Origin of the sequence: Hymenobacter sp. ISL-91, from assembly GCF_018613725.1 — a bacterium.
GTDB lineage: Bacteria > Bacteroidota > Bacteroidia > Cytophagales > Hymenobacteraceae > Hymenobacter.
This window is the reverse complement of record NZ_JAGGPS010000026.1, coordinates 161,517-181,716: the sequence shown is the minus strand read 5'-3', so window position 1 is coordinate 181,716 and position 20,200 is coordinate 161,517. Positions and strand designations below refer to the sequence as shown.

Sequence of the window (20,200 nt, the reverse complement as noted above, 5' to 3'; positions counted from 1 at the left end):
GGGTAAACGATTGGGTGAATACCGGGGTTGCGAGCGGCCGTCGTTTTGCCCCTGACCCGGGTATTTGCCAGTTTCACTCCTCCATATCCTTTCCAAAATTTCTATGTTAGCAATGGACTACCGGGGCCCCAAGCGGGTCCGCGCCGTGCAGAAACCCATGCCGGAAATCCAGCACCCCCAGGACGCCATCGTGAAGGTGCTCAGAACCTGCATTTGCGGCTCCGACCTGCACCTGTACAACGGCAACGTGCCCGACACCCGCGTGGGCTCCACCTTCGGCCACGAGTTTGTGGGCGAAATAGTGGAAACCGGCCCCGATGTAACCAAGGTAAAAGTGGGCGACCGGGTAATTATTCCTTTCAACATTGCCTGCGGCGAGTGCCACTTCTGCCGGCAGGGCATGTTCGGCAACTGCCACGAGTCGAATACCGAAGCTTCGGCGGTTGGCGGCATTTACGGCTACTCGCACACGGCCGGCGGCTTCAATGGTGGGCAGGCCGAATACGCCCGCGTACCTTACGCCAACGTGGGCCCGGTTATCATTCCGGCCGATATGGACCTCGATGATGCTGTGCTGCTCACCGACGTAGTACCAACCGGCTACCAGGCCGCCGAAATGGCCGGTATCCAGACCGGCGACACGGTGGTGGTGTTTGGGGCCGGGCCGATTGGCATCATGGCCGCCCGTTGCGCCTGGCTGTTTGGCGCGGGCCGCGTCATCATCATCGACCAGGAAGACTACCGCCTCGAATTTGCCCGCAACTATGCTTATTGCGAGGCCTACAATTTCAAGGAAATGAACGACCCGGTGGTATTCATCAAGAAGGAAACCGATTGGATGGGAGCCGATTGCGTGATTGACGCCGTAGGAGCCGAAGCAGCCGGCAACACCATGCAAACCATCACGGGCCGCAAGCTGCTGTTGCAGGCCGGCTCGGCCACGGCGTTGCACTGGGCCATTAATGCCGTAAAAAAGGGCGGCGTGGTATCGATTGTGGGCGTGTATGGCCCCACCGATAACCTGGTGCCCATTGGCAACGCCATGAACAAGGGCCTCACCATTCGGGGCAACCAAACGTCGGTGAAGCGCCTGCTGCCACGCCTGATTGACCACGTACAGAACGGCGTACTGAACCCCAAGGGCCTGATTACGCACCGCATGCCGCTGGAAGAGGTGGCCGACGGCTACCGCATGTTCTCCGCCAAGCTGGACAACTGCATCAAAACCGTGCTCATCCCCCCAACCGTCACCCAGTAACCTCGCCTCGCCATGAAAGACAACGCTGTAAGTAACCGCATCGACCCTAAAACCATCAAGGGCTGGGGCATTGATGCCGACCCCGAAAATGACCCCACTTACCCCATGCGCAAGCGCATGAATGTGGGCGAAGACCCTACTCCCAAACGTCGGCCCGACAGCCTGCAGCCTGTAACCGAGGAAGTGCTCAAGTCGATTGAGCGACCCAAAGTATCGGCCGTGTTTGGTACGCCGGCCCCACCCAGCGGCCTGAGCGGCGTAATCCGCCGACAGGCGTTCAAGTACAGTGAAAACCAGTACAAGCACTGGCTGCCGCTGATTATGGCCGACCGCGTAGACGTAGTGGAGGGCGTAGTGACGGACCTATTCAAGGGCAAGCTACCCAACATCTGGGCTGAGAAAGGCTACGATATGGAGTGGAAGTACAACCGCACGGCCTTCATTACCAAAATGGCTGTTATAGGTGCTGCTACAGCGGGACTGGTCATGTGGCTTTCTTCGGGTAGCAAGAAGCAGAAGAAGAACAAACCCCAAACAAAGGACTACCTGGGCCGATTCTAAACCAACAGTGGCGCGGAGGGCATTGGCTCCTTTGATTTGCCTTCGTATTACTTGATGAAGCTGTTTAGGAAGTCGTCAGGCGGTCATGCTGAGCTTGTCGAAGCATCTCTACCGCTTCATTAAACGAACCTGACGAAGCGGGAGAGATGCTTCGACAAGCTCAGCATGACGTCCAATCTTGAATTTTCAGACTTCCTAAACAGCTTCGATATTTTTAAAGAGTGCCGGCCGGTTGGCCGGCACTCTTTTCGGTTTGAGCTTCACCCACCAACAGAAGCCGCTTACAGACTGGGCCACCGTCGTTTATCCAGTTAATATCGTATATTCAGGATATCAGGCCAGCCAGCGTGTCTGCCCGGGCCTACCCCTGCTCCCGGAAGTCCTTTCCCCGCCCCGGTGCGGTTGCCGGCCAGTTGCCTGCTCGCCGTTGCAGCCCTGTTTGCTCAGCTGTTTGTATCTGGATGGGTTCCGCGCTCCTGGGCACCTTCCCCATTTCCTAAAGCCACTGCCAGCTGCTTGTTAAGGTCTTTTTGATAAGCGAACAACTCTGGTAGCGCCTTATTCCACCTGCAATTTTCTCCCACTATGGTTTCGCCTTTCCTGGTACTCACCGATTCTTATGCCGCCCCCAACAGCGCGCTGGCGTATGCTGCCGGGCTGGCCGGGCCTCTGCAGGCAGCGCTGGTACTGCTGCACGCCCGCTACGATGCCCTGCTGGCCCCCGTCGACGACCCGGCCTACGTGCCCGTCGATGCCTTGGTCACCAAGCAGGCGTTGCAACGGCTGGCCGCAACGCAGTCCGTATCCACTCAGGTAGAAATATCGGAGCGGGAGTTGCCCGAGGCCGTGCGCGCCGCTGTGCTTCAGCATAATCCGCTGTTGCTGGTGCTGGGGGCGCCTGGTGGGCCCGGCACACCGCTGCAAGTAATGGTCGACACGGCCAAAACGCTGCTCAGCACCGTTCCTTACCCGCTGCTGCTGGTGCCGGCCCTAACGCCTACCAGCGGACTACCCCGCCGCCTACTCCTAGCCGTCGATGGGCAACGGTTTGTGCTGCACCATTACCAGGACATTATCCGGCGGTTGCTAAGCCTGTCGGGCGGTACTCTGAACGTAGTGCGGGTGACCGACAGCGGCCACGCTCCCCTGGGAACCGATACCATTCTGGAAAGCATAGCTGCCAGCAACATAGCCGATGAGGCGGCCGTTGGCCAGGTTTCCGAAGTGGCCGATCTGTCGGCGGCAGATGGGGTGCTGGCCGAAGCGGCCCGGCAGCAGGCCGACCTACTGGTTGTAATTGCCCGCCCCCACAGCCTGCTGGCCAGCCTGTTTCACCACAGTGTCACGAGCGAGTTCATGGAGCGCAGCACAATTCCGGTGCTGGTGCTACCCGCCAGGGAGTAAGTTTTTACAATCGAGTCCGTAAACTTTTGCTCTGATTCGTCATGCAGTCCTGCTTTGTTGTCTTTGTCGATCTGTCGGCCGGCGCCGCGCGTGCTGCGCACTACGCGGCCCTGCTGGGCGCGCCGCGGCAGGTACGGCTGGAGCTGGTCAACGTCTGCCAGGCACCGGTGCTGTCGTCGGAGCTGGCGTTTGTTCCGATGCCCTACGTGGAACGGTTGCAGGCCGACGCCGACGCCGCCCTGCAGGAGTTGGCCGAAGAGTTGCCCACAGCAGTCGGTGCCTGGGTGCTGATGCCTCCCCTGGCCAACGCCGTACAGCAGGCTATTGCCCGTTTCCGGCCACTATTATTGGCCATGGGCCTGAGCGCCGAGCCGGGCCTGCTGGATCAGCTGCTGCACAACCAAGCCCTGCCAGTGCTGCGGGGCACACACCGTCCGCTGCTACTGGTGCCCGAAGCCGGCCCGCCGCCCAATCTGCCGCGCCGTGTACTGGTCGCCGTCGATGGCGAGCATTTCGTATTAGGGGAAGCCGCGCTGGCCCTGGCTCCGCTGCTGGCGAGCTGGCAAGCCACGTTTTCGGTGGTACATGTCCGGGCGGCTTTGGGCGGGGCGGCAGAGCCGGTAGAGCAGTATGCGCGGTTGGCCGAGCCGCTGCGCCAGCTGCTGCCCACTGCCACCGCACCGCACCTCTACAACGACGACGCCGACCCGGCCGCTGACATTCTGCGGGCCCGGGCCGAGCTACAGGCCGATTTGCTGGTGCTGATTGCGCGGCCCCGCAGCTTTCTGGGCCGGCTGTTCCATCGTAGCGTAACGGCGCAGGTGCTGCGCGGCTGTCCGGTACCCGTACTGCTGCTGCCCGCCCACGCCCCGGGCGTACCCGACTGGATGCCCTCCATGAGCTGATACAGCACCGGCGGCTGCCCTGCTTTCCGCCCTCACCACTTCCGGTATCCGCAGTTATACGCTGCTTTCTTATGCCTGAACTTAGCCAGCCCTCCTCCTATGCCCAACGCCACGCGCCCGCCTTGGCTGAGCTGCTGGCTGAGCTGACCACGCTGCGCACCGACATGCTGCAGCTGGCCGAGCAGGCCACCGAGCAGCTGCAGGCCGTGCACCCTAACTTCCGGGCCAGTGCCCGCAACCTACTGCACTATCTGGCCCTGCGCCGGCACGACCGGCGCGACCTGCAGCAACGGCTTGCTGCACTGGGCCTCTCGTCGTTGGGCCGGGCCGAAGCCCACGCGCTGGCCACCGTCGAAGCAGTGCTGGCTATTGTGCAGGCATTGCTGGCACCAACCGCCACCGGCCCCTCTCCCGAAACTGCCCCCGATTTTGAAGGCGGCCCGCGCCTATTGGCCGCACACAGCAGCGCCTGCCTGGGCCCGGCACCGGCGGCGCACAACGTCCGGATTATGGTAACCATGCCCGGCGAGGCGGCCGGCAACTACGAGCTGGTGCGCAACCTGCTGCGCGAAGGTATGAACTGCATGCGCATCAACTGCGCCCACGACGACGCCACTGCCTGGGGCCAGATGATTGCCCACCTGCGGCGCGCCGAGCAGGAGCTGGGCAAAACCTGCCGGGTAAGCATGGACCTGGCCGGCCCCAAGCTGCGCACCCAGGGCCTGCCGCCCGCACCGGCCGTGCTGAAGGTAAAGCCTAAGCGCGATGCTCTGGGCCGGGTAACAGCCCCCGCCCGCCTGTGGCTGGCAGTTCGGCAGCACCCGGTCACGGCCGCCACGCTGGCCTTTCCGGTGGCCTGGCTGCAGGGTTTGGTTGCAGGTAGCCGCGTATCGTTTGAGGATGCGCGCGGAGCCCGGCGAGAGTTGCGCGTAGTGCATGTGGAGCCGAACGGGTGCTGGGCAGAGTTGCACAAAACGGCGTACATCACTCCTACCACCGTTTTTGCCGGGCCTACCGGGGCGCAGGCCAGCCCGCATGGGCTAGCCGCCAGGTCTTCGTTTCTGCTGCTGCGCCCCAACGACCAGCTGCGGCTCAGCCGCCAGCTCCTTGCTGGTAGCACCCTTGGCGAACTGGCTGCCGCTTGCCCAACGGCCGCTGCCAGGGCCGGACCGGCCGTTATCGGCTGCACCCTGCCCGCGGTATTCGATGCGGTGCAGCCGGGTGAGCGGATCTGGTTCGACGACGGCAAAATTGGGGGCGTGGTGGAGCACGTTGACGAGCAGCAGGTGCAGGTGCGCATAGTGCAGGCCCGCGCCGAAGGCGACAAGCTGCGCAACGACAAAGGCATCAACCTGCCCGACAGCCAGCTTTCCATTCCGGCCCTTACGGAAACTGATTTGCAGCACCTGATCTTTGTAGCTCAGCACGCCGATGTCGTGCAGCTTTCCTTCGTCAACAGCCCCGCGGACGTAACGCTGCTGCGCCAGCACCTGCGCCGCCTCACCGACCGGGAGCTGCCCATCGTGCTTAAAATTGAAACCCGGCGGGCATTCGAGCAGCTCCCCGCCCTGTTGCTGCGCGCTATGCAGGACGAAAGCTGCGGCGTGATGATTGCCCGCGGCGACCTGGCAGTGGAATGCGGCTTCGAGCGGCTGGCCGAGGTGCAGGAAGAAATACTCTGGCTCTGCGAAGCGGCGCACATCCCCGCTATCTGGGCCACGCAGGTGCTCGAGAGCCTGGCCAGCGGCGGTATGCCGGCGCGGGCCGAAATTACCGATGCCGCCATGGGCAGCCGGGCCGAGTGCGTGATGCTCAACAAAGGGCCCCGCATTGTAGCTGCGGTGCAGACACTGACCGGCATTCTGGGACGCATGGAGGCCCACCAGAGCAAAAAAAACACCCTCCTGCGCAGCCTGCACGTCGCCGGCCTGTGGCGCCCGGAGCAGCCCGCATAGCAGGACTCAGGACCTGATCTGCCACGCTTCTTTTCTTCCAACGCCAGTACCGCTACCCGCCCACGGCAACGCGGGTTGCTATGGGCGGGTAGCGGTACTGGCGGCCGAATACCGGACAGCGGCACGCTCACGAACGAATCAGACCTACTTGGCTCCCCCGATGATTTCGTCTACCACGGCGGGGTCGAGCAGGGTGCTGGTGTCGCCCAGGGTGCTGGTGTCGCCCTCGGCCACTTTGCGCAGGATGCGGCGCATAATTTTGCCCGAGCGCGTTTTGGGCAGGCCCGTCACAATCTGGATTTTGTCGGGTCGGGCAATTTTGCCAATTTCGGCTACCACCGTTTCGATGACGCTGGCCTCAACACGAGGCTTGTCGGCCTCGTTGCGGCAAGCCCCTTCGCGGCAGATAATGTAGGCGTAAATGCCCTGGCCCTTCACCTCGTGGGGGTAGCCTACCACCGCGCTTTCCACCACATTGGGGTTCTGGTTGATGGCGTTTTCGATTTCGGCCGTGCCGAAGCGGTGCCCGCTCACATTAATCACGTCATCGACGCGGCCGATGATGCGGTAGAGGCCGTCCTTGTCGCGCCGGGCGCCGTCGCCGGTGAAATAGTACCCGGGGTAGGCCGCGAAGTAGGTCTGCACGGCGCGGTTATGGTCGCCCCAGGTGGTGCGGATGATGCCCGGCCAGGCCTGCTTGATGGCCAGGTAGCCCTCTTCTTCGTTGCCTTCGATTTCGGTGCCGTCCTGGCGGAGCAGCACGGGCCACACGCCGGGCAGCGGCAGGCCGGCGTAGGTGGGCTTCGAGGGCGTGATGCCGGCCAGCGGCGAAATCATGATGCCCCCGGTTTCGGTCTGCCACCAGGTATCTACCAGCGGGCAGCGGCCTTTGCCCACGTGCTCGTTGTACCAGTGCCAGGCCTCCTCGTTGATGGGCTCGCCCACCGAACCGATTACGCGCAACGAGTCGAGCGAGTAGCTGAGCACGTTGTCGAGGGGCTCGGCCATAAGGGCGCGGATAGCGGTGGGCGCGGTGTAGAACACGCTGACCGAGTGCTTGTCAATCACCTCCCAGAACCGCCCGGCATCGGGGTATGTCGGGATGCCTTCGAACATAAGGGTGGTCGAGCCGGCCAGCAGCGGGCCGTATATCAGGTAGGTGTGGCCCGTTACCCAGCCCACATCGGCAGTGCACCAGAACACGTCGTTTTCCTCCACCTGAAACACGTTGCGGAAGGTATAATCAGCCCACACCATGTAGCCGGCGGTGGTGTGCACCACGCCCTTGGGTTTGCCGGTGCTGCCCGAGGTGTAGAGAATAAACAGCGGGTCTTCGGCCTTCATTTCCTCAGCCGGGCAGGTTTTGGCCACATCTTCGGCTTCTTCGTGGTACCACACGTCGCGCTCGTCCTCCATCTGCACCGGCCAGCCCAGGTGCTCCACTACCACCACCCGGCGCACCGAAGGGCAGGTTTCGAGGGCTTCATCCACCACCCGCTTCACCGGAATCTGCTTGGCTCCGCGGTTCAGGCCGTCCGATGTTATCACCAGCTTCGCCTGGGCATCGTTCACGCGCTCGGCAATGGCCGTGGCCGAGAAGCCGGCGAAGATAACCGAGTGCACCGCCCCGATACGGGCGCAGGCCAGCACGGCAATGGTCAGTTCCGGAATCATGGGCATGTACAGGCACACCCGGTCGCCCTTTTCTACTCCGTTGTTGAGCAGCACGTTGGCAAACTGGCACACGCGCTGGTGCAGCTCGCGGTAAGTCAGGCGCAGGTGGCGCTCCTTTATGTCGTTGGGCTCATAGATGAGGGCCAGCTTGTTGCCACGGGTGGCCAGGTGGCGGTCAAGGCAGTTTTCGGTGATGTTGAGCCGCCCGCCTGCAAACCACGTCGTTTCGCCCGCCGCCATATCCGACTCCATCACGGTGCTCCATTTGCGGCGCCACGTGAAGGGCTCGGCCACTGCGGCCCAGAACTCGTTGGGGTGGCGGGTGCTCAGGTGGTAAGCCTCGTGGTAGTCTTCGAGCGTGCGGATACGGGCGTGTTGCGGGGTGGTAGGTGTAGGCATATGGTTGCTGGTTGAGTCAATAGAGAGAGAAAGATGAGAAAAATATATCATCCTGAGCGCAGCTCAGGACCTGCGTAGCGGCCGGCAGCACCAGGGAGTACCCTCTCACCAGGTCCTTCGCTCTGCTCAGGATGACAGGGGTGAGCTCGTGTCTTATTTCCCCTGCCCTATCCCGCGCCGCGCCAGTACGGCCCGTATTTCGTCGAGTATAGCCGGATCGTCGATGGTGGAAGGCACCGTAAAGGCGTCGCCGTCGGCGAGCTGGCGCAGGGTTTTGCGCAGTATTTTGCCCGAGCGCGTTTTGGGCAGCCGCGCCACCACCGCCGCCTGCCGGAAGCAGGCCACGGCTCCTACCCGGCTGCGCACCAGCTGCACGAGCTGCTGCTCCAGCTCGGCTTCAGGCAGCAACTGGCCATCCTTGAGCACCACCAGGCCCACCGGCACCTGTCCGCGCAGTTCGTCGTGTAGGCCCAGCACGGCGCATTCGGCCACGGCCGGATGGGCGGCCAGCACTTCTTCCAGCTCGCCGGTGCTCAGGCGGTGGCCGGCCACGTTTATCACGTCATCTACGCGGCCCATGATGTAGCAGTAGCCCTGCGCGTCGCGGTAGCCCCCGTCGCCCGCCAGGTAATAGCCTGGAAACTGGTCGAGGTAGGCCTGCTGAAAGCGGGCATCATCCTGCCAGAGCGTGGGCAGGCAGCCGGGGGGCAGCGGCAGGCGCAGCGCCACCAGCCCGGTGGTACCGGCCGGCACAGGCTGGCCTTCCTCATCGAGAATTTCGAGCTGGTAGCCCGGCACCGGGTGGCCGGCCGAGCCGGCACGGGGTGGCAGCGCATCGGGGTAGCCCACACAGGAGGCCAGCATCGGCCAGCCCGACTCGGTTTGCCACCAGTGGTCGACCACGGGTATTCCCAGCAGCTGGCCGGCCCAGGCGTAGGTGGCGGGGTCGCACCGCTCGCCGGCCAGAAAGAGGTGGCGCAGCCGGCTTAAATCATACTGTCGGGCCAGCTCGCCGTCGGGGTCTTCCTTGCGGATGGCGCGGATGGCCGTGGGCGCCGTGAACAGCACATGTACCCCGTAGTCGGCACACACACGCCAGAACATGCCGGCGTCGGGTGTGCGCACGGGCTTGCCCTCGAACAGTACGGTGGTAGCGCCCAGCAGCAACGGCCCATACACAATGTAGCTATGGCCCACGGCCCAGCCAATGTCCGAGCCGCTGAACATGGTTTCGCCCGGTTTCAGCCCGTACACGGCCCCCATACTGTAGCGCAACGCCACGGCGTGCCCGCCATGCTCGCGCACCACGCCCTTGGGCCGGCCGGTGGTGCCGCTGGTGTACAGAATGTAGAGCGGTGCCGTGGCATCGACGGGCACAGCCGCCACCGGAGCGGCTTGCAGCAGCTCGCGGTAATCCACAAACCGCGGGGCTGTTGCGGCCACCTCTGCTGCCACGGCGGCCGGCAACTCGGGCAGCTCGGCGGGGCAGAAGTCGCGCTGGCTAACTACCACGCAGGCCGGCTGGTGGGTGGCCAGGGCCAGGGCTTCGTGCACCAGCGGCAGATATGGAATCGGGCGGTCAACTTCCATGCCGGCCGAGGCGCAGATAATGGCGCGGGGCTGCGCATCATCGATGCGAACGGCCAGCTCGGGCGGCGCAAAGCCCCCGAACACCACCGAATGCACTGCCCCCAGCCGGGCGCAGGCCAGCATAGCCACCACCGCCTCGGGCATGTTGGGCATATACACAAGCACCCGGTCGCCGGGCTCCACGCCCTGGGCGCGCAGGCCCCCGGCCAGCCGGGCCGTCAGGTCGAGCAGCTCGGCGTAGGTGTAACTGCGGCGCACGTTGGTCACGGGCGAGTCGTAGTGCAGGGCGGGTTGGTTGGCGCGGCCGTTGGCTACGTGGTAATCGAGGCAGAGCCAACTGGTATTCAACTGGCCACCCCGAAACCAGCGGTAGAAACCGGTTTCTTCGTCCTGGCTCAGCACTGGTCGGGGCGGGTCGCGCTGCCAGGTGAGGCGGCCTGCCTGCCCGGCCCAGAAACCGGCCGGATCGGCGAGGCTGGCAGCGTATTCGGCGGCGTAGGTAGGCATGGGCGGGGCGTTTGGAAGAAGGGAATGCAGAGCGGTGGCGGGCGGTGCCGGGCAGCAGCACAGGCTCAGGGGCTGCCGGTAGCCGTAGCCAGCTGCTCTTTTACTTTCGCCATCAGCTGGCGGGTGCTGAAGGGCTTGGTCAGGTAGAGGTCGGCCCCCACCTCATAGCCCTGTTGCACATCAGCTTCCTTGCTTTTGGCACTCAGAAACACCACCCGCGTGCCAGCCTGCCGAGGGTGCCGGCGCACCTGTCGGCACACCTCGTAACCATCCACATCGGGCATCATAATATCGAGCAAAATCAGGTCGAAGGGTGTTTGGCCAATGGCCTCCAGCGCCTCACTGCCATTGCGGGCAATACTAACGCGGTAGCCAGCCTTGCGCATCAGAAATTCGAGCGACATTACAATATTGGGCTCGTCGTCGACTAGAAGAATATGCGGGGTCGTTTTCATAGCGAGGGATTCTTTATCTATTTCCCGCAGAGCGCGGAGGGTTTCGCAGAGGCACGCAGAGTCGTTCGGGTATTGATTGGGGCGGGTTGGTATTGGGGCTAATTAAGGAAGGCTTTGCTCTGCTACTGGCCACTCTCCAAAGCCGTAAGTGGTAGCTCCAGCGAAAATCGGGCCCCCTGGTCGGTTTCGCTTTCCACCCAGATGCGGCCGGCGTGCAGCTCCACTATTTTTTTGGTGATGGCCAGCCCAAGCCCCGTGCCCTCGGGCTTGCGGGTGGTCTGGTTCTGCGCTTGGTAAAACTTGTCGAACAGCAGGTGATGGAACTCGGGCGCAATGCCCTTGCCATTGTCCTGCACCCACAGCAGCAGGCCGCCGGCCGTGGTTTGCACGCCCACGGCAATACGCCCCGTGCCATCGGCCCGGCACGACTTAATGGCGTTGCTGAGCAGGTTAACCAGCACCTGCATCAGTCGGTCCCGGTCGCCGGGCAGGGCGGGCAGGGCGGGCGGCACGGCCAAGTCCAGCTGAATGTGCTTGGCGCGCAGCGGCGGACCCACAGCCTCCAGAGCATCAGTGATGATGTCGGCCACATCGAGAGGCATTTTGTTGAGGCGCGCCGTGCCCGACTCATACTTCTCCAGGTCGAGCACCAGCGCAATCAGGCGGCTCAGGCGCTCGGCTTCGCGGGTGATGGTGTGCAGAAAACGGTGGCGCTCGTCCTCATCCAGCTCGGGGTTGTCGCTCAGGATTTCCGACAGCGCCCGGATGCTGGTCAGGGGCGTGCGCAGCTCGTGGGTAACGGTGTAGAGGAACTCGTCTTTGTGCTGGTCGAGCTCCCGCAGCTGGTTGTAGGCCTGCTGCAGCTGGCTGGTGAGGGCCTGCAGCTGCCGCTGCTGCTTCTGGAGCTGGCGGTTGGCTTCGAGCAGCTGCTGGCTTTCCCTGAGAATGACCACCACATTATCGAAGCTGATGTCCTCGACCCCTCCCACCGAGGAGCGCAACAGCAGCCGGGCCGAGGCCGGGCCAATAGCCCCGGCCAGCAGCTTCTCGGCGTAGGCCAGCAGCCGCGGGTCGGCGGGCGCATCGGCCCCGGCTGCCGGCGCAGCCGGGCTGGCAGCCTCGGCAGGCCGAACCATGTGGCCGGGGAAGTGCTCCTGAAAAGCGCCGAGGGCCTGCGCCGTGCGCTTTTTTCCTAGAAAGCCCGTCAGCAGCGCCCGCACATCGGGCAGCGAGGCCACGCTGTGCCAGCCGGCCGGGCTGGTTTCGAAACCCGGCTCGTGGCGGAACACGTGCACGAACAGCCCGGCCTGCCGCTGCTCCAGCGCCGAGGGTGCCCGCCCCAGTAGCGACACGCCCACATACAGCCCCACATTGAAAAACCAGCTCCAGAACAGCCCGTGCGAGAGTGGATCGAGGCCGGTTAGGCCCAGCAGTGCCCCCGGCCGCAGCCAACCCAGGCCCAGTGGCCCTTCGAGCAGCAGCGTATCGGCCAGCAGGCCCGCCTCTACGGCGGTAGGCAGCACCAGCGTATACAGCCACAGCAGCAGCCCGGCCAGTAGGCCCGCCGTAGCGCCGGCCCGGGTGCCGCCCTGCCAGTACAGGCCACCCAGCACTACGGGCGCAAACTGCGCCACCGCAGCAAACGAAATAAGGCCAATATTTACCAGCGGCAGCAGATGTCCCACGGCGGCGTAGTAGGCAAACGCCAGCAGCAGCACCAGCACCACGGCCAGCCGCCGGGTGTGCAGGGCCAGCTGCCCAAGGCGGGCAAACCAGCGCGGCCCCTGCTCGCGCCCCACCGGCCCGCGCACCAGCAGCGGCATCAACAGGTGGTGGCTGATCATCACGCTCAGGGCAATAGTTTCCACCACAATCATGCTGCTGGCCGCCGAAAGGCCACCCAGGTAGATGAACAGCGCCAGCCAGGGCCGGCCGGCCTGTAGCGGCAGCGCCAGCACATACATGTCGGCATCGAGGCGGCCGGCTCCATCGAGCAGGCGGCCCCCGAAAGCCAGCGGCAGTACCAGCAGGTTGATGATGATGAGGTAGAGTGGAAACAGCCACATGGCCTTGCGCAGGTGGTCTTCGTTCACGTTTTCTACCACGCTCACCTGAAACTGCCGGGGCAGCAGCAGTATAGCCGACATACTCAGCAGCAGCAGCGTCAGCCACTGCCCGGGCGTGGTGCCGGCCCCCTCCAGCGTGAACAGGCGGCGCAGGTCGGGCACCGCCGCGGCCCGCTTGAACACATCGGAAAAGCCGTTGAACAGGCCGTAGGCCACAAACAGGCCGGCCACCAGAAAGGCCACCAGCTTCATCAGGCTCTCGACGGCCACGGCCAGCACCATGCCCTCGTGCCGCTCGGTGGCCTCTACGGAGCGCACCCCGAATACGATGGTGAAGAAAGCCAGCGCCACAGTGGTATAGAAAGCCGACGTTACGGCCGCCGCATTCTCAACGGGCAGCCCCAACGAATCGGGTCCGTGGGTCAGCATCTCAAACGAGGCCGCAATGGCTTTGATCTGCAGCGAAATATAGGGCACCACACCCAGCACGCAGCCCACGGTAGCCAACGCGCCTAGGCTGGCACTTTTGCCGTAGCGCGCCGAAATGAAGTCGGCAATGGAGGTGAGGCGCTGGGCGCGGCAGATGCGAATGATTTTGCGCAGCACCAGCCAGGCCAGCGGCGCCATCAGCGTGGGGCCCAGGTAAATACCCAAAAACTCCAACCCGAAGTGCGCGGCGCGGCCGACTGAGCCGTAATACGTCCAGGCGGTGCAGTACACGGCCATGCTTAGGGCGTACACATAGGGGTTGCTTACCCAGCTGCGCCGCGCCGCCACCCGCCGCTCAGCCGCGTAGGCCAACCCGAACAGCAGCCCGAGGTAACCAAACGAAAAACCGATTACCAGCAGCGGGGACATGCTTTCTGAGCTAAAAATCTAACGGTATGAGTCGTTGAAACTGTTTACAAAGTCAAAGCAACGTCATGCTTCGACTGAGCGGACGCCAGATGAAGCATGACGTTCTGTTTTTTTTCAATTTTTAATTCCCTTCACCAGCCAGCCCGTGAGAGCAACCAACGCTACCCACACCGCCAGCACATACAGGTAGAGCACCGGAATGCCCACCACGCGCGCATCGAGGCTAAAGGCACCGAGCAGCGGGAAGTTGAGCAGCACCCCGAACAGCAGCGCCAGAAACAGCAGCCGTTGCCCGCGCCGTTGCTCGGGGCGTTGCTCAGGAGGTTGGAGGTTGGGCATGGCGTATCAGCTTGATGGAGCGTTTAAGTAGGCGAATAAATGGCTGGTATGCTACGGAGCGGTTCAACGTACCAGCACCGCTACCCCTCCCACCGCCGGCCAGCCAACCAGACAAGCAAAATCCGCCGAACCAACGGCCCGGCGGATTTGCGTTGGCCGCACGGCCCGGCTAGGAAGCTGCCTCGCCCGACTCGTTGTCCATGAGTTTGACGTTGCGCACGTCTTTCATGTAGATGGAGCCGATAATGAAGCAGATGAAGGCGATGGCCACCGGATACACCAGACCGGCGTAGCTGCTCCACATCTTCAGAAACGTGCCGTCGGGTTTGCCGGCCGCCCACAGCGTGAGGGCCGTGGCAATAAGGGGCACAAAGCCTCCGAAAATGCCGTTGCCGATGTGGTACGGGAACGAGAGGCTGGTGTAGCGCACCTTGGTCGGGAACAGCTCGACTAGGTAGGCGGCAATCGGCCCGTAGGCCATCGTCACGAAGAGTACCAGGCAGAAAACCAGGGCCGTCATCGGTATCAACTGTGGGTTCAGGGCCTTCATTACGGCCGGCACGGCTTTACCGGTGGCGTCGACGGTGGCGGCGGCGGTTTCGGTGAGCGGGCCGGCGAAGGCCTTCATGCCGTAGAAAATGGGAATGGTGAACAAGGCCCCGCAGAGCAGGCCCATCATGATGATTTTTTTGCGGCCGATGCGGTCGGAAAGGCCGCCGAAGTACACGAAGAACGGCGTGGCCAGAATCAGGGCGGCGCACAGTACCAGGGCCGCATCAATGATATCGAGCTTGAGCGTATTTTGCATAAACGAGTAGGCGTAGAACTGCCCCGTGTACCAGACTACACCCTGGCCCATGGTAGCGCCGAACAGCGAAATGAGCACCAGCCGACGGTTTACGGGGTTCACGAACGACTCGCGCAGCGGGTTCTTGGAGGTAGTACCCTCGGCCTTGGCCTTGGCAAACAGCGGCGACTCGTGCAGCTTAAGCCGGATGTAGTACGAGGCAATTACCAGCGCGCCCGACAGCAAAAACGGAATGCGCCAGCCCCACTCCTTGAAGGCCGCCTCGCCCATGAGGTTGCGGGTGGCAATGATAACGATGATGCTGATGAGCAAGCCGACCGTGGCCGTCGTCTGAATAAACGAGGTGTAGTAGCCGCGCTTTTTGTCGGGCGAGTGCTCGGCCACGTAGGTGGTGGCCCCGCCGTATTCGCCGCCCAGCGCCAGCCCCTGCAGCAACCGTAGCAGCGTTACGATGATAGGCGCGGCCACCCCAATCTTGTCGTAGCTCGGAATCAGACCCGTGGCAAACGTGGCTCCGCCCATAAGCAGCAGCGTGAGCAGAAACGTATACTTCCGCCCGATCATGTCGCCGATGCGCCCGAATACGAGGGCCCCAAACGGCCGCACCACAAACCCGGCCCCAAACACGGCCAGCGTGCCGAGTATCGTGTCTTCTATTTTGCCCGTAGTACCGAACAGTACCGGCCCGATGATGGCGGCCAGCGAGCCAAAAATGTAGAAGTCGTACCACTCAATCACCGTTCCGACCGAGGAGGCCGTGATTACCTGCCAGATCTTGCTGTTCGAAACCTGGTTGTTGTCGTGCTCCGGGGACGCATCGAGGGTTGTCGCCGAGCCGCCCCGGTTTACATCTTGTGCCATGAAGTTGGGGAGTTGAGGTTGGAAAAAGGAATGACCTGCGACCTGCTGAGGCGCTTACAGGAAAATCATCGTCTGGAGCGTGACTTCGGGGCGGTAATTGATGTCTTGCGGGTTGGAGTAGTCGGGCCGGACGCGGTAGTTGAGCGTGAGCTTGGCATTGTGGCCGTCGAGCAGCACGTTGGCCCCCAGGTCGAGCACATTCACCTTTTTAGCCCCTATTGCCTCCAGCCCTTCGTAGTCGCCGTGCAGCCAGGCAGCGTAGGGCTGCAGGCGCGCCTTGGGCCCGAGCGCGTTTTTGGGCAGCAGGTAGCCGGCCTGCGCATACAGGGCCGAGCCCGTACCCACCGTTGGGAAGGAGTTGCCGCGCAGCGTACCAGCCCCCGGAATAGCAGCCGAGCCCCCGGCCGCGCTTGGGTTCATGATGCCGATGTTGCGCACATAGTTCGGCCCAAAATCGAAGTTGTAGTACACCGCGTAAGTGGTGAAGGCCGTACCCGTTTCCTTGTTCAGCGGCGTGTCAAAAAACACGTCAGCCGACCAGATTCCCATGTTGTGGGTTTTGAAAGGTATCTGATAGGGGTCGGCAGGCTGCGGGGAGGGCAAGGCACCGGGCCGCGAGAACATGGCATCCTTGTTAAACAGGAAGCCCGCCCCGATATTGAATACCCGCTTGGTTCCCAGATACGAGCCCACGGCGTAGGGCAGCAGGTTGGCTTCCTGGTCGAGAAACTCGTAGGCGAAGTAGCCCTGAAAGTTTTTAGAGTGGTTGCGCGGATTGTACTCGGCCACGTTGGTGGGCACGGTGGCCGGGGTAGCCGTCGGGCTGGTCACGAACGGGTCGTTGACAGCCACGGCATAGTCGAGCTTGCCTATCCGGCCCTTGGCATAAATACCCATGTAGCGGGCAAACTGGTCGGTTTTTTCGATGGTGGGCCAGTTGGTAATGGGCGCATCGAAGGCCAGGAAGTTCAGGGTGCTGGCCCGCGTCATGCGCGAAATACCGTTCTGGTAGTGCAGGCCTGCCCCCAGGCTCAGTTGGTTAGCCACCTTGTATTCCACTACGGCCTCGTGCACGAACAGCTGGGGCTTTTTACCCGGGTCGCCGATGCCCACGCCGCCGCCAACCGCGTTCTGGTTGTTGATGCCAATGTGCGTTAAAATCAAAAAGCGCGGGTTCAGCTGGGCGTACAGAATCAGGCGGGAGCGGCGCAGGCCCACATCGAAGGTGTTGCGCTGCGGGTCGCCGGCGGTATGCTGCGAGCCGGTATTGTTCTGGTTGAAGCGCGTCCAGACCTGGTGCCAGGTGATGAAACGCATGTACTTCGAGCCATCGGGCGAAAAAGACACTTTCAGTCCCGCCCCATAAGGCACCGATTCGGTGGGGGCTGCCGGGGTGGGTGCCGGGGCCTGGGGGGCCGGAACGGGGGCCGGGGCATTGCCGGCGGGCGGCGGTTGCACCTGGGCCGTGGCGGCCGTGGTCAGCAGCAAGGCACTAAGAGCCAGTGGGTAGTACGTTTTACGCATGCGGGTGGGGAGAAATGAGACGGATCTGGGGTAACTCGGCAAGCCATGGCTTAAACGGCTGCGCTCCGGTGTCCCTAAATAGAAAAATCTCCGCCCGCAAATCCACATGCTGGCTATACTTCCGCTAAACGCCTATAGTCTCAGGCCTGCCGGAACCGTTCCCACTTAATCAACATGTACTTATCGCCCAGCTCGGTTATCATCATCCCTGAACCTTTGATGTTGTCAGGATTTTGAAAAAACTCGGCCAGTTCCTTCTGATTGAGTATTTTATAGGTCGGGTGGTAGTCGGTTTGTCGCGGGGCCTTTACCCCATACTTCTTCACCCAGTTCATCACGCTCACGTGGCTTACGCCTAGCAGCCGCTCAATCTCACGGTAGCTCACGCCCTCCACATACAGCTGCAGGGCCTTGATAACGTAGTACGGGTTGGTTTCCTTGCCAGCCTTGGCCACCGAGTAGTGGTAGCCACAGTTCCGGCACTTATACCGCTGCCGGCCGCCCACAATGCCGCTTTTGGTGGCTTCCATCGATTCGCATTTGGGGCAGCGGAGCTGTGACATAAACCACGGGTAAAGGGCAATCAGCTAAAAGCTATAGCTATTTAGTAAAGATATAGCAGTTGAGCAACTATTTACTTTTATCAGTACATTTCTTCCATGAAAAAAATGCGCGGATTCAACCGCAGATTGCGGCTCATCGCACAGGAGTGCGCGCTGCTGCCCGATTTGTCTGAGGCGCACCTACGGCGTTATCACTACGATTACGCCAAGCTTGGGCTCGGGCCGCTGCACCGGTTTCGGCACGCCCGCCACCCGCTACCGCAGGCGGTCCGGCAGCTGGGCGCAACCTACCTGCTGAAAACGCTTCGGCACTGGCAGCAGCAACTCGCGCCGCTCACCGAGCCGGTTTACGCCGCCGTTTGGCTCGCCGACCCCGACTTTGCCTATCTGTCCCAGGTGGTAGTCGGTACCCAAAACCGCATCGAGTGGTACGAGAACACCTTTGGCGAGGCGGTGCCGGCCGGCCCACCCCTGCCCCCCGAGTATGGGAAACTGCCCGGTGCCAACCAACTCACCTGGACCACCCACCGCCAGCACGAATGGCTGGATGCCGAGGATTTCCCGAACGGTTGGCCGGCCCGACTGCTGCGTCGCGAGCACACGCTGCATACGCTGGACGACGGCCGTGCTTTCCTGGAAGTGCCGCGCGGCTGGGTGTGGGTGGGACGGTAAAACAGCCGCCAATCAGCGCGAACGGCGGAAGTCTACGTCCAATTGGGCGTTGAGGCGCAGGCCACGGTTGTACTCGAACACCGGCCGGCCCGTAACCGGCTCGGGACTGCCATGCTGGCTGATTTGGTTGAGATAGTTAAGCTCCAGTTGCAGGTTAGGCCCGAATTGGTAGCCCAGTCCGGCCGATAGCCGGCTCTGGTTGAACACGTTCTGGCCCACGTTGCGGCCGAAACCAATGAATAGTTCTCCAAAGCCATTGAGATACCACTCCTGGTCCCCGAGGGTGGGGCCCTGTAACGGCACCTGGGCCAGCAGCTGGTAGCGGGCGCGGTTCTGGTACTGCCAGCCGGCCACCGGGCCCTGCCCCTCGTCGGCCCGCTGGCCAATCCAGCGCTGCTCCAGTCGCAAGCGGTGCTCCAGGTGCAGGCGGCCCAGCGCGTCGGTCAGGGTTACGTCCTGGTATATGCGATGCTCAGGCTGGGGGCGGCCGGTTACGTTGGGGTAGCGACCGTAGGAACTGGTGCGCAAAAAAGTATAGCCAGCCGATACTTCCAGTCGCTCACCCAGTTGCCGCATCAGCCCGGTGCGGGCCAGGTGCTGCTGCTGTCGGCCCAGTAGCTCCACCCGACGCAGCTGGTATTCGGTGTGCAGGCTCCACTGGTCGGCCAGGCGGAAGTCACCCGAATAGGTGGCCCAGCCCAGCGTATTGTAATCGGGCAGGCGTATGGGGCCCTGGGCCCGGGCATGGTAAGCCAGTCCGCTCAGCAGCACCAACAGCAGAACCAGGACGCAACGTGTTCTCATGGCGAAGCAGCCCACTTGGCGCAGGCAGAACCGGCTTTGCCTACGGACGCGCGGGCGCGGGGTTCAGCTGTCCGGCTGCAAAACCACGGCCAGCAGCGCCTCCACAGCCAAACCCAGCCGACGCATATCCAGGCGGGCCAGTGTGTCGGTAGGCTGGTGGTAGTGCTTGTTGCGGTAGAAGGCCGTATCAGTGAGCAGCACCGCCGGGTAGCCGAACTGCCAGTAGTTGAGGTGGTCGGAGAAGTCGATGCCGGGCAGCCACGCGGGAGCTTTAAAGCGTTTCACGGGCAGCGCGGCGGCCGTTTGGTAGCGCCGCGCAAACTGCCGGCCGAAGCGGCCATTGCCGAATTTCTGGGCCACCGTTACGTAGTTGCCCCGGCTGCCATACACCCATTTCAGCGGGCCCAGCGGGTAGTCCTGGCTACCCTTCCGGTCGTCGTAATAGCCCAGCATTTCCAGGGCTACCATGCCGCGCACTGCCACGCCGGCCGCGTGCAGGGCTGCGGCGTGCACGTAGCTGCCCATTTGCGGGGTCCGGAAAAAGGGCGGTTCTTCCAGCGTGTACGCTACCAAATCTATGCGGTAAGGCAGCGCCGGTTGCTGGCCCAGCAGCCTCGCCAGCTCCAGCAGCGCCGCCACGCCAGTGCCATTATCGTCGGCACCCGGCTGCTCGCCGCATACATCATAGTGCGCCCCAATGATGAGGCGCGCGCTGGTTTCGGGGCCAAAGCTGGCCAGCACATTGCGGTAGGTTTGGCCCTGTACCTCGTAAGCCTGCTCGCCGGGCCGGCCCCTGGCCGCGGCCAGCTCGGCGGCAATGTAGTCGGCGGCCTGATTGAGGCTGGCCAGGTGCCGGTAGTTGCGCGGCTCGGGCGTGGTGGTAAGGGCCAACAGGTGGCGGCGCAGCCGGGCCGTGTCGGCCGAAGTCTGGCCCAAAGCCGGACCGGCAAGGAGCAGTAGCAGACTTAGCTGGCGAAGCAGGGCTTTCGGCATAATT

16 protein-coding genes are annotated in these 20,200 nt (G+C 63.0%); 6 read left to right on the top strand and 10 right to left on the bottom strand.

What is annotated here, in order from left to right; genetic code table 11:
- Positions 1 to 103: 103 nt before the first annotated feature.
- From J7E24_RS11250 to J7E24_RS11230, 5 genes are all read left to right on the top strand, one after another.
- Positions 104 to 1,258 (top strand): zinc-dependent alcohol dehydrogenase, encoded by a 1,155-nt coding sequence (locus J7E24_RS11250; RefSeq protein WP_215138146.1) that lies wholly within the window; start codon positions 104 to 106, stop codon positions 1,256 to 1,258.
- Between the two features lie 12 nt (positions 1,259 to 1,270).
- A complete protein-coding gene (locus J7E24_RS11245) occupies positions 1,271 to 1,819 on the top strand; it encodes a hypothetical protein (RefSeq protein WP_215138144.1) in 549 nt (182 codons plus the stop codon).
- 585 nt (positions 1,820 to 2,404) lie between these two features.
- A complete protein-coding gene (locus J7E24_RS11240) occupies positions 2,405 to 3,223 on the top strand; it encodes a universal stress protein (protein WP_215138142.1) in 819 nt (272 codons plus the stop codon).
- 41 nt (positions 3,224 to 3,264) lie between these two features.
- Positions 3,265 to 4,128 (top strand): universal stress protein, encoded by an 864-nt coding sequence (locus J7E24_RS11235; RefSeq protein ID WP_215138140.1) that lies wholly within the window; start codon positions 3,265 to 3,267, stop codon positions 4,126 to 4,128.
- Between the two features lie 71 nt (positions 4,129 to 4,199).
- The gene (locus tag J7E24_RS11230; protein WP_215138139.1) at positions 4,200 to 6,083 is read left to right on the top strand and encodes a pyruvate kinase; all 1,884 of its coding nucleotides are present in this window, start codon (positions 4,200 to 4,202) and stop codon (positions 6,081 to 6,083) included.
- Between the two features lie 144 nt (positions 6,084 to 6,227).
- On the opposite strand, the gene acs is transcribed toward J7E24_RS11230, so the two are convergent.
- The 8 genes from acs to J7E24_RS11190 all read right to left on the bottom strand — a co-directional run bounded on the left by acs (position 6,228) and on the right by J7E24_RS11190 (position 17,727).
- Positions 6,228 to 8,156 carry an acetate--CoA ligase gene (gene acs / locus J7E24_RS11225; protein ID WP_215138137.1) on the bottom strand — a complete coding sequence of 643 codons (1,929 nt, stop codon included), beginning with the start codon at positions 8,154 to 8,156 and terminating at the stop codon, positions 6,228 to 6,230.
- A gap of 153 nt (positions 8,157 to 8,309) precedes the next feature.
- Positions 8,310 to 10,253, bottom strand: coding sequence for an AMP-binding protein (locus tag J7E24_RS11220; RefSeq protein WP_215138135.1), 1,944 nt, complete (start codon positions 10,251 to 10,253; stop codon positions 8,310 to 8,312).
- Between the two features lie 65 nt (positions 10,254 to 10,318).
- Positions 10,319 to 10,708: a response regulator transcription factor gene (locus tag J7E24_RS11215; protein WP_215138133.1), complete on the bottom strand. Its 390-nt coding sequence runs from the start codon at positions 10,706 to 10,708 to the stop codon at positions 10,319 to 10,321.
- A 122-nt stretch (positions 10,709 to 10,830) separates the two neighbouring features.
- The gene (locus J7E24_RS17785; protein ID WP_215138131.1) at positions 10,831 to 13,632 is read right to left on the bottom strand and encodes a sensor histidine kinase; all 2,802 of its coding nucleotides are present in this window, start codon (positions 13,630 to 13,632) and stop codon (positions 10,831 to 10,833) included.
- 114 nt (positions 13,633 to 13,746) lie between these two features.
- The gene (locus J7E24_RS11205) at positions 13,747 to 13,971 is read right to left on the bottom strand and encodes a hypothetical protein (protein ID WP_215138129.1); all 225 of its coding nucleotides are present in this window, start codon (positions 13,969 to 13,971) and stop codon (positions 13,747 to 13,749) included.
- A 169-nt stretch (positions 13,972 to 14,140) separates the two neighbouring features.
- Entirely contained in the window at positions 14,141 to 15,640 is a 1,500-nt protein-coding gene (locus J7E24_RS11200; RefSeq protein ID WP_215138127.1) for an MFS transporter, read from the bottom strand.
- Between the two features lie 54 nt (positions 15,641 to 15,694).
- Positions 15,695 to 17,164: a hypothetical protein gene (locus J7E24_RS11195; protein ID WP_251047153.1), complete on the bottom strand. Its 1,470-nt coding sequence runs from the start codon at positions 17,162 to 17,164 to the stop codon at positions 15,695 to 15,697.
- A gap of 140 nt (positions 17,165 to 17,304) precedes the next feature.
- Positions 17,305 to 17,727, bottom strand: coding sequence for a terminase gpP N-terminus-related DNA-binding protein (locus tag J7E24_RS11190; RefSeq protein ID WP_176909312.1), 423 nt, complete (start codon positions 17,725 to 17,727; stop codon positions 17,305 to 17,307).
- A 96-nt stretch (positions 17,728 to 17,823) separates the two neighbouring features.
- Between J7E24_RS11190 and J7E24_RS11185 the strand changes: the two genes are divergently transcribed.
- On the top strand, positions 17,824 to 18,399 hold the full coding sequence (locus J7E24_RS11185; RefSeq protein WP_215138126.1) for a hypothetical protein: 576 nt from the start codon (positions 17,824 to 17,826) through the stop codon (positions 18,397 to 18,399).
- 12 nt (positions 18,400 to 18,411) lie between these two features.
- On the opposite strand, the gene J7E24_RS11180 is transcribed toward J7E24_RS11185, so the two are convergent.
- Both J7E24_RS11180 and J7E24_RS11175 read right to left on the bottom strand, forming a co-directional pair.
- Positions 18,412 to 19,203 (bottom strand): DUF2490 domain-containing protein, encoded by a 792-nt coding sequence (locus J7E24_RS11180; protein WP_215138124.1) that lies wholly within the window; start codon positions 19,201 to 19,203, stop codon positions 18,412 to 18,414.
- A gap of 63 nt (positions 19,204 to 19,266) precedes the next feature.
- Positions 19,267 to 20,196 carry a M28 family peptidase gene (locus J7E24_RS11175; RefSeq protein WP_215138122.1) on the bottom strand — a complete coding sequence of 310 codons (930 nt, stop codon included), beginning with the start codon at positions 20,194 to 20,196 and terminating at the stop codon, positions 19,267 to 19,269.
- Between the last annotated feature and the right edge of the window lie 4 nt (positions 20,197 to 20,200).

Excerpts from the sequence above, each read along its gene's own strand:
- J7E24_RS11215 (WP_215138133.1), bottom strand. The coding sequence starts at position 10,708 with ATGAAAACGACCCCGCATATTCTTCTAGTCGACGACGAGCCCAATATT.
- J7E24_RS11245 (WP_215138144.1), top strand. The coding sequence starts at position 1,271 with ATGAAAGACAACGCTGTAAGTAACCGCATCGACCCTAAAACCATCAAG.
- J7E24_RS11185 (WP_215138126.1), top strand. The coding sequence starts at position 17,824 with ATGAAAAAAATGCGCGGATTCAACCGCAGATTGCGGCTCATCGCACAG.
- acs (WP_215138137.1), bottom strand. The coding sequence starts at position 8,156 with ATGCCTACACCTACCACCCCGCAACACGCCCGTATCCGCACGCTCGAA.
- J7E24_RS11240 (WP_215138142.1), top strand. The coding sequence starts at position 2,405 with ATGGTTTCGCCTTTCCTGGTACTCACCGATTCTTATGCCGCCCCCAAC.
- J7E24_RS11180 (WP_215138124.1), bottom strand. The coding sequence starts at position 19,203 with ATGAGAACACGTTGCGTCCTGGTTCTGCTGTTGGTGCTGCTGAGCGGA.
- J7E24_RS11235 (WP_215138140.1), top strand. The coding sequence starts at position 3,265 with ATGCAGTCCTGCTTTGTTGTCTTTGTCGATCTGTCGGCCGGCGCCGCG.
- J7E24_RS11200 (WP_215138127.1), bottom strand. The coding sequence starts at position 15,640 with ATGGCACAAGATGTAAACCGGGGCGGCTCGGCGACAACCCTCGATGCG.
- J7E24_RS11230 (WP_215138139.1), top strand. The coding sequence starts at position 4,200 with ATGCCTGAACTTAGCCAGCCCTCCTCCTATGCCCAACGCCACGCGCCC.
- J7E24_RS17785 (WP_215138131.1), bottom strand. The coding sequence starts at position 13,632 with ATGTCCCCGCTGCTGGTAATCGGTTTTTCGTTTGGTTACCTCGGGCTG.
- J7E24_RS11205 (WP_215138129.1), bottom strand. The coding sequence starts at position 13,971 with ATGCCCAACCTCCAACCTCCTGAGCAACGCCCCGAGCAACGGCGCGGG.
- J7E24_RS11190 (WP_176909312.1), bottom strand. The coding sequence starts at position 17,727 with ATGTCACAGCTCCGCTGCCCCAAATGCGAATCGATGGAAGCCACCAAA.
- J7E24_RS11195 (WP_251047153.1), bottom strand. The coding sequence starts at position 17,164 with ATGCGTAAAACGTACTACCCACTGGCTCTTAGTGCCTTGCTGCTGACC.
- J7E24_RS11250 (WP_215138146.1), top strand. The coding sequence starts at position 104 with ATGTTAGCAATGGACTACCGGGGCCCCAAGCGGGTCCGCGCCGTGCAG.
- J7E24_RS11220 (WP_215138135.1), bottom strand. The coding sequence starts at position 10,253 with ATGCCTACCTACGCCGCCGAATACGCTGCCAGCCTCGCCGATCCGGCC.
- J7E24_RS11175 (WP_215138122.1), bottom strand. The coding sequence starts at position 20,196 with ATGCCGAAAGCCCTGCTTCGCCAGCTAAGTCTGCTACTGCTCCTTGCC.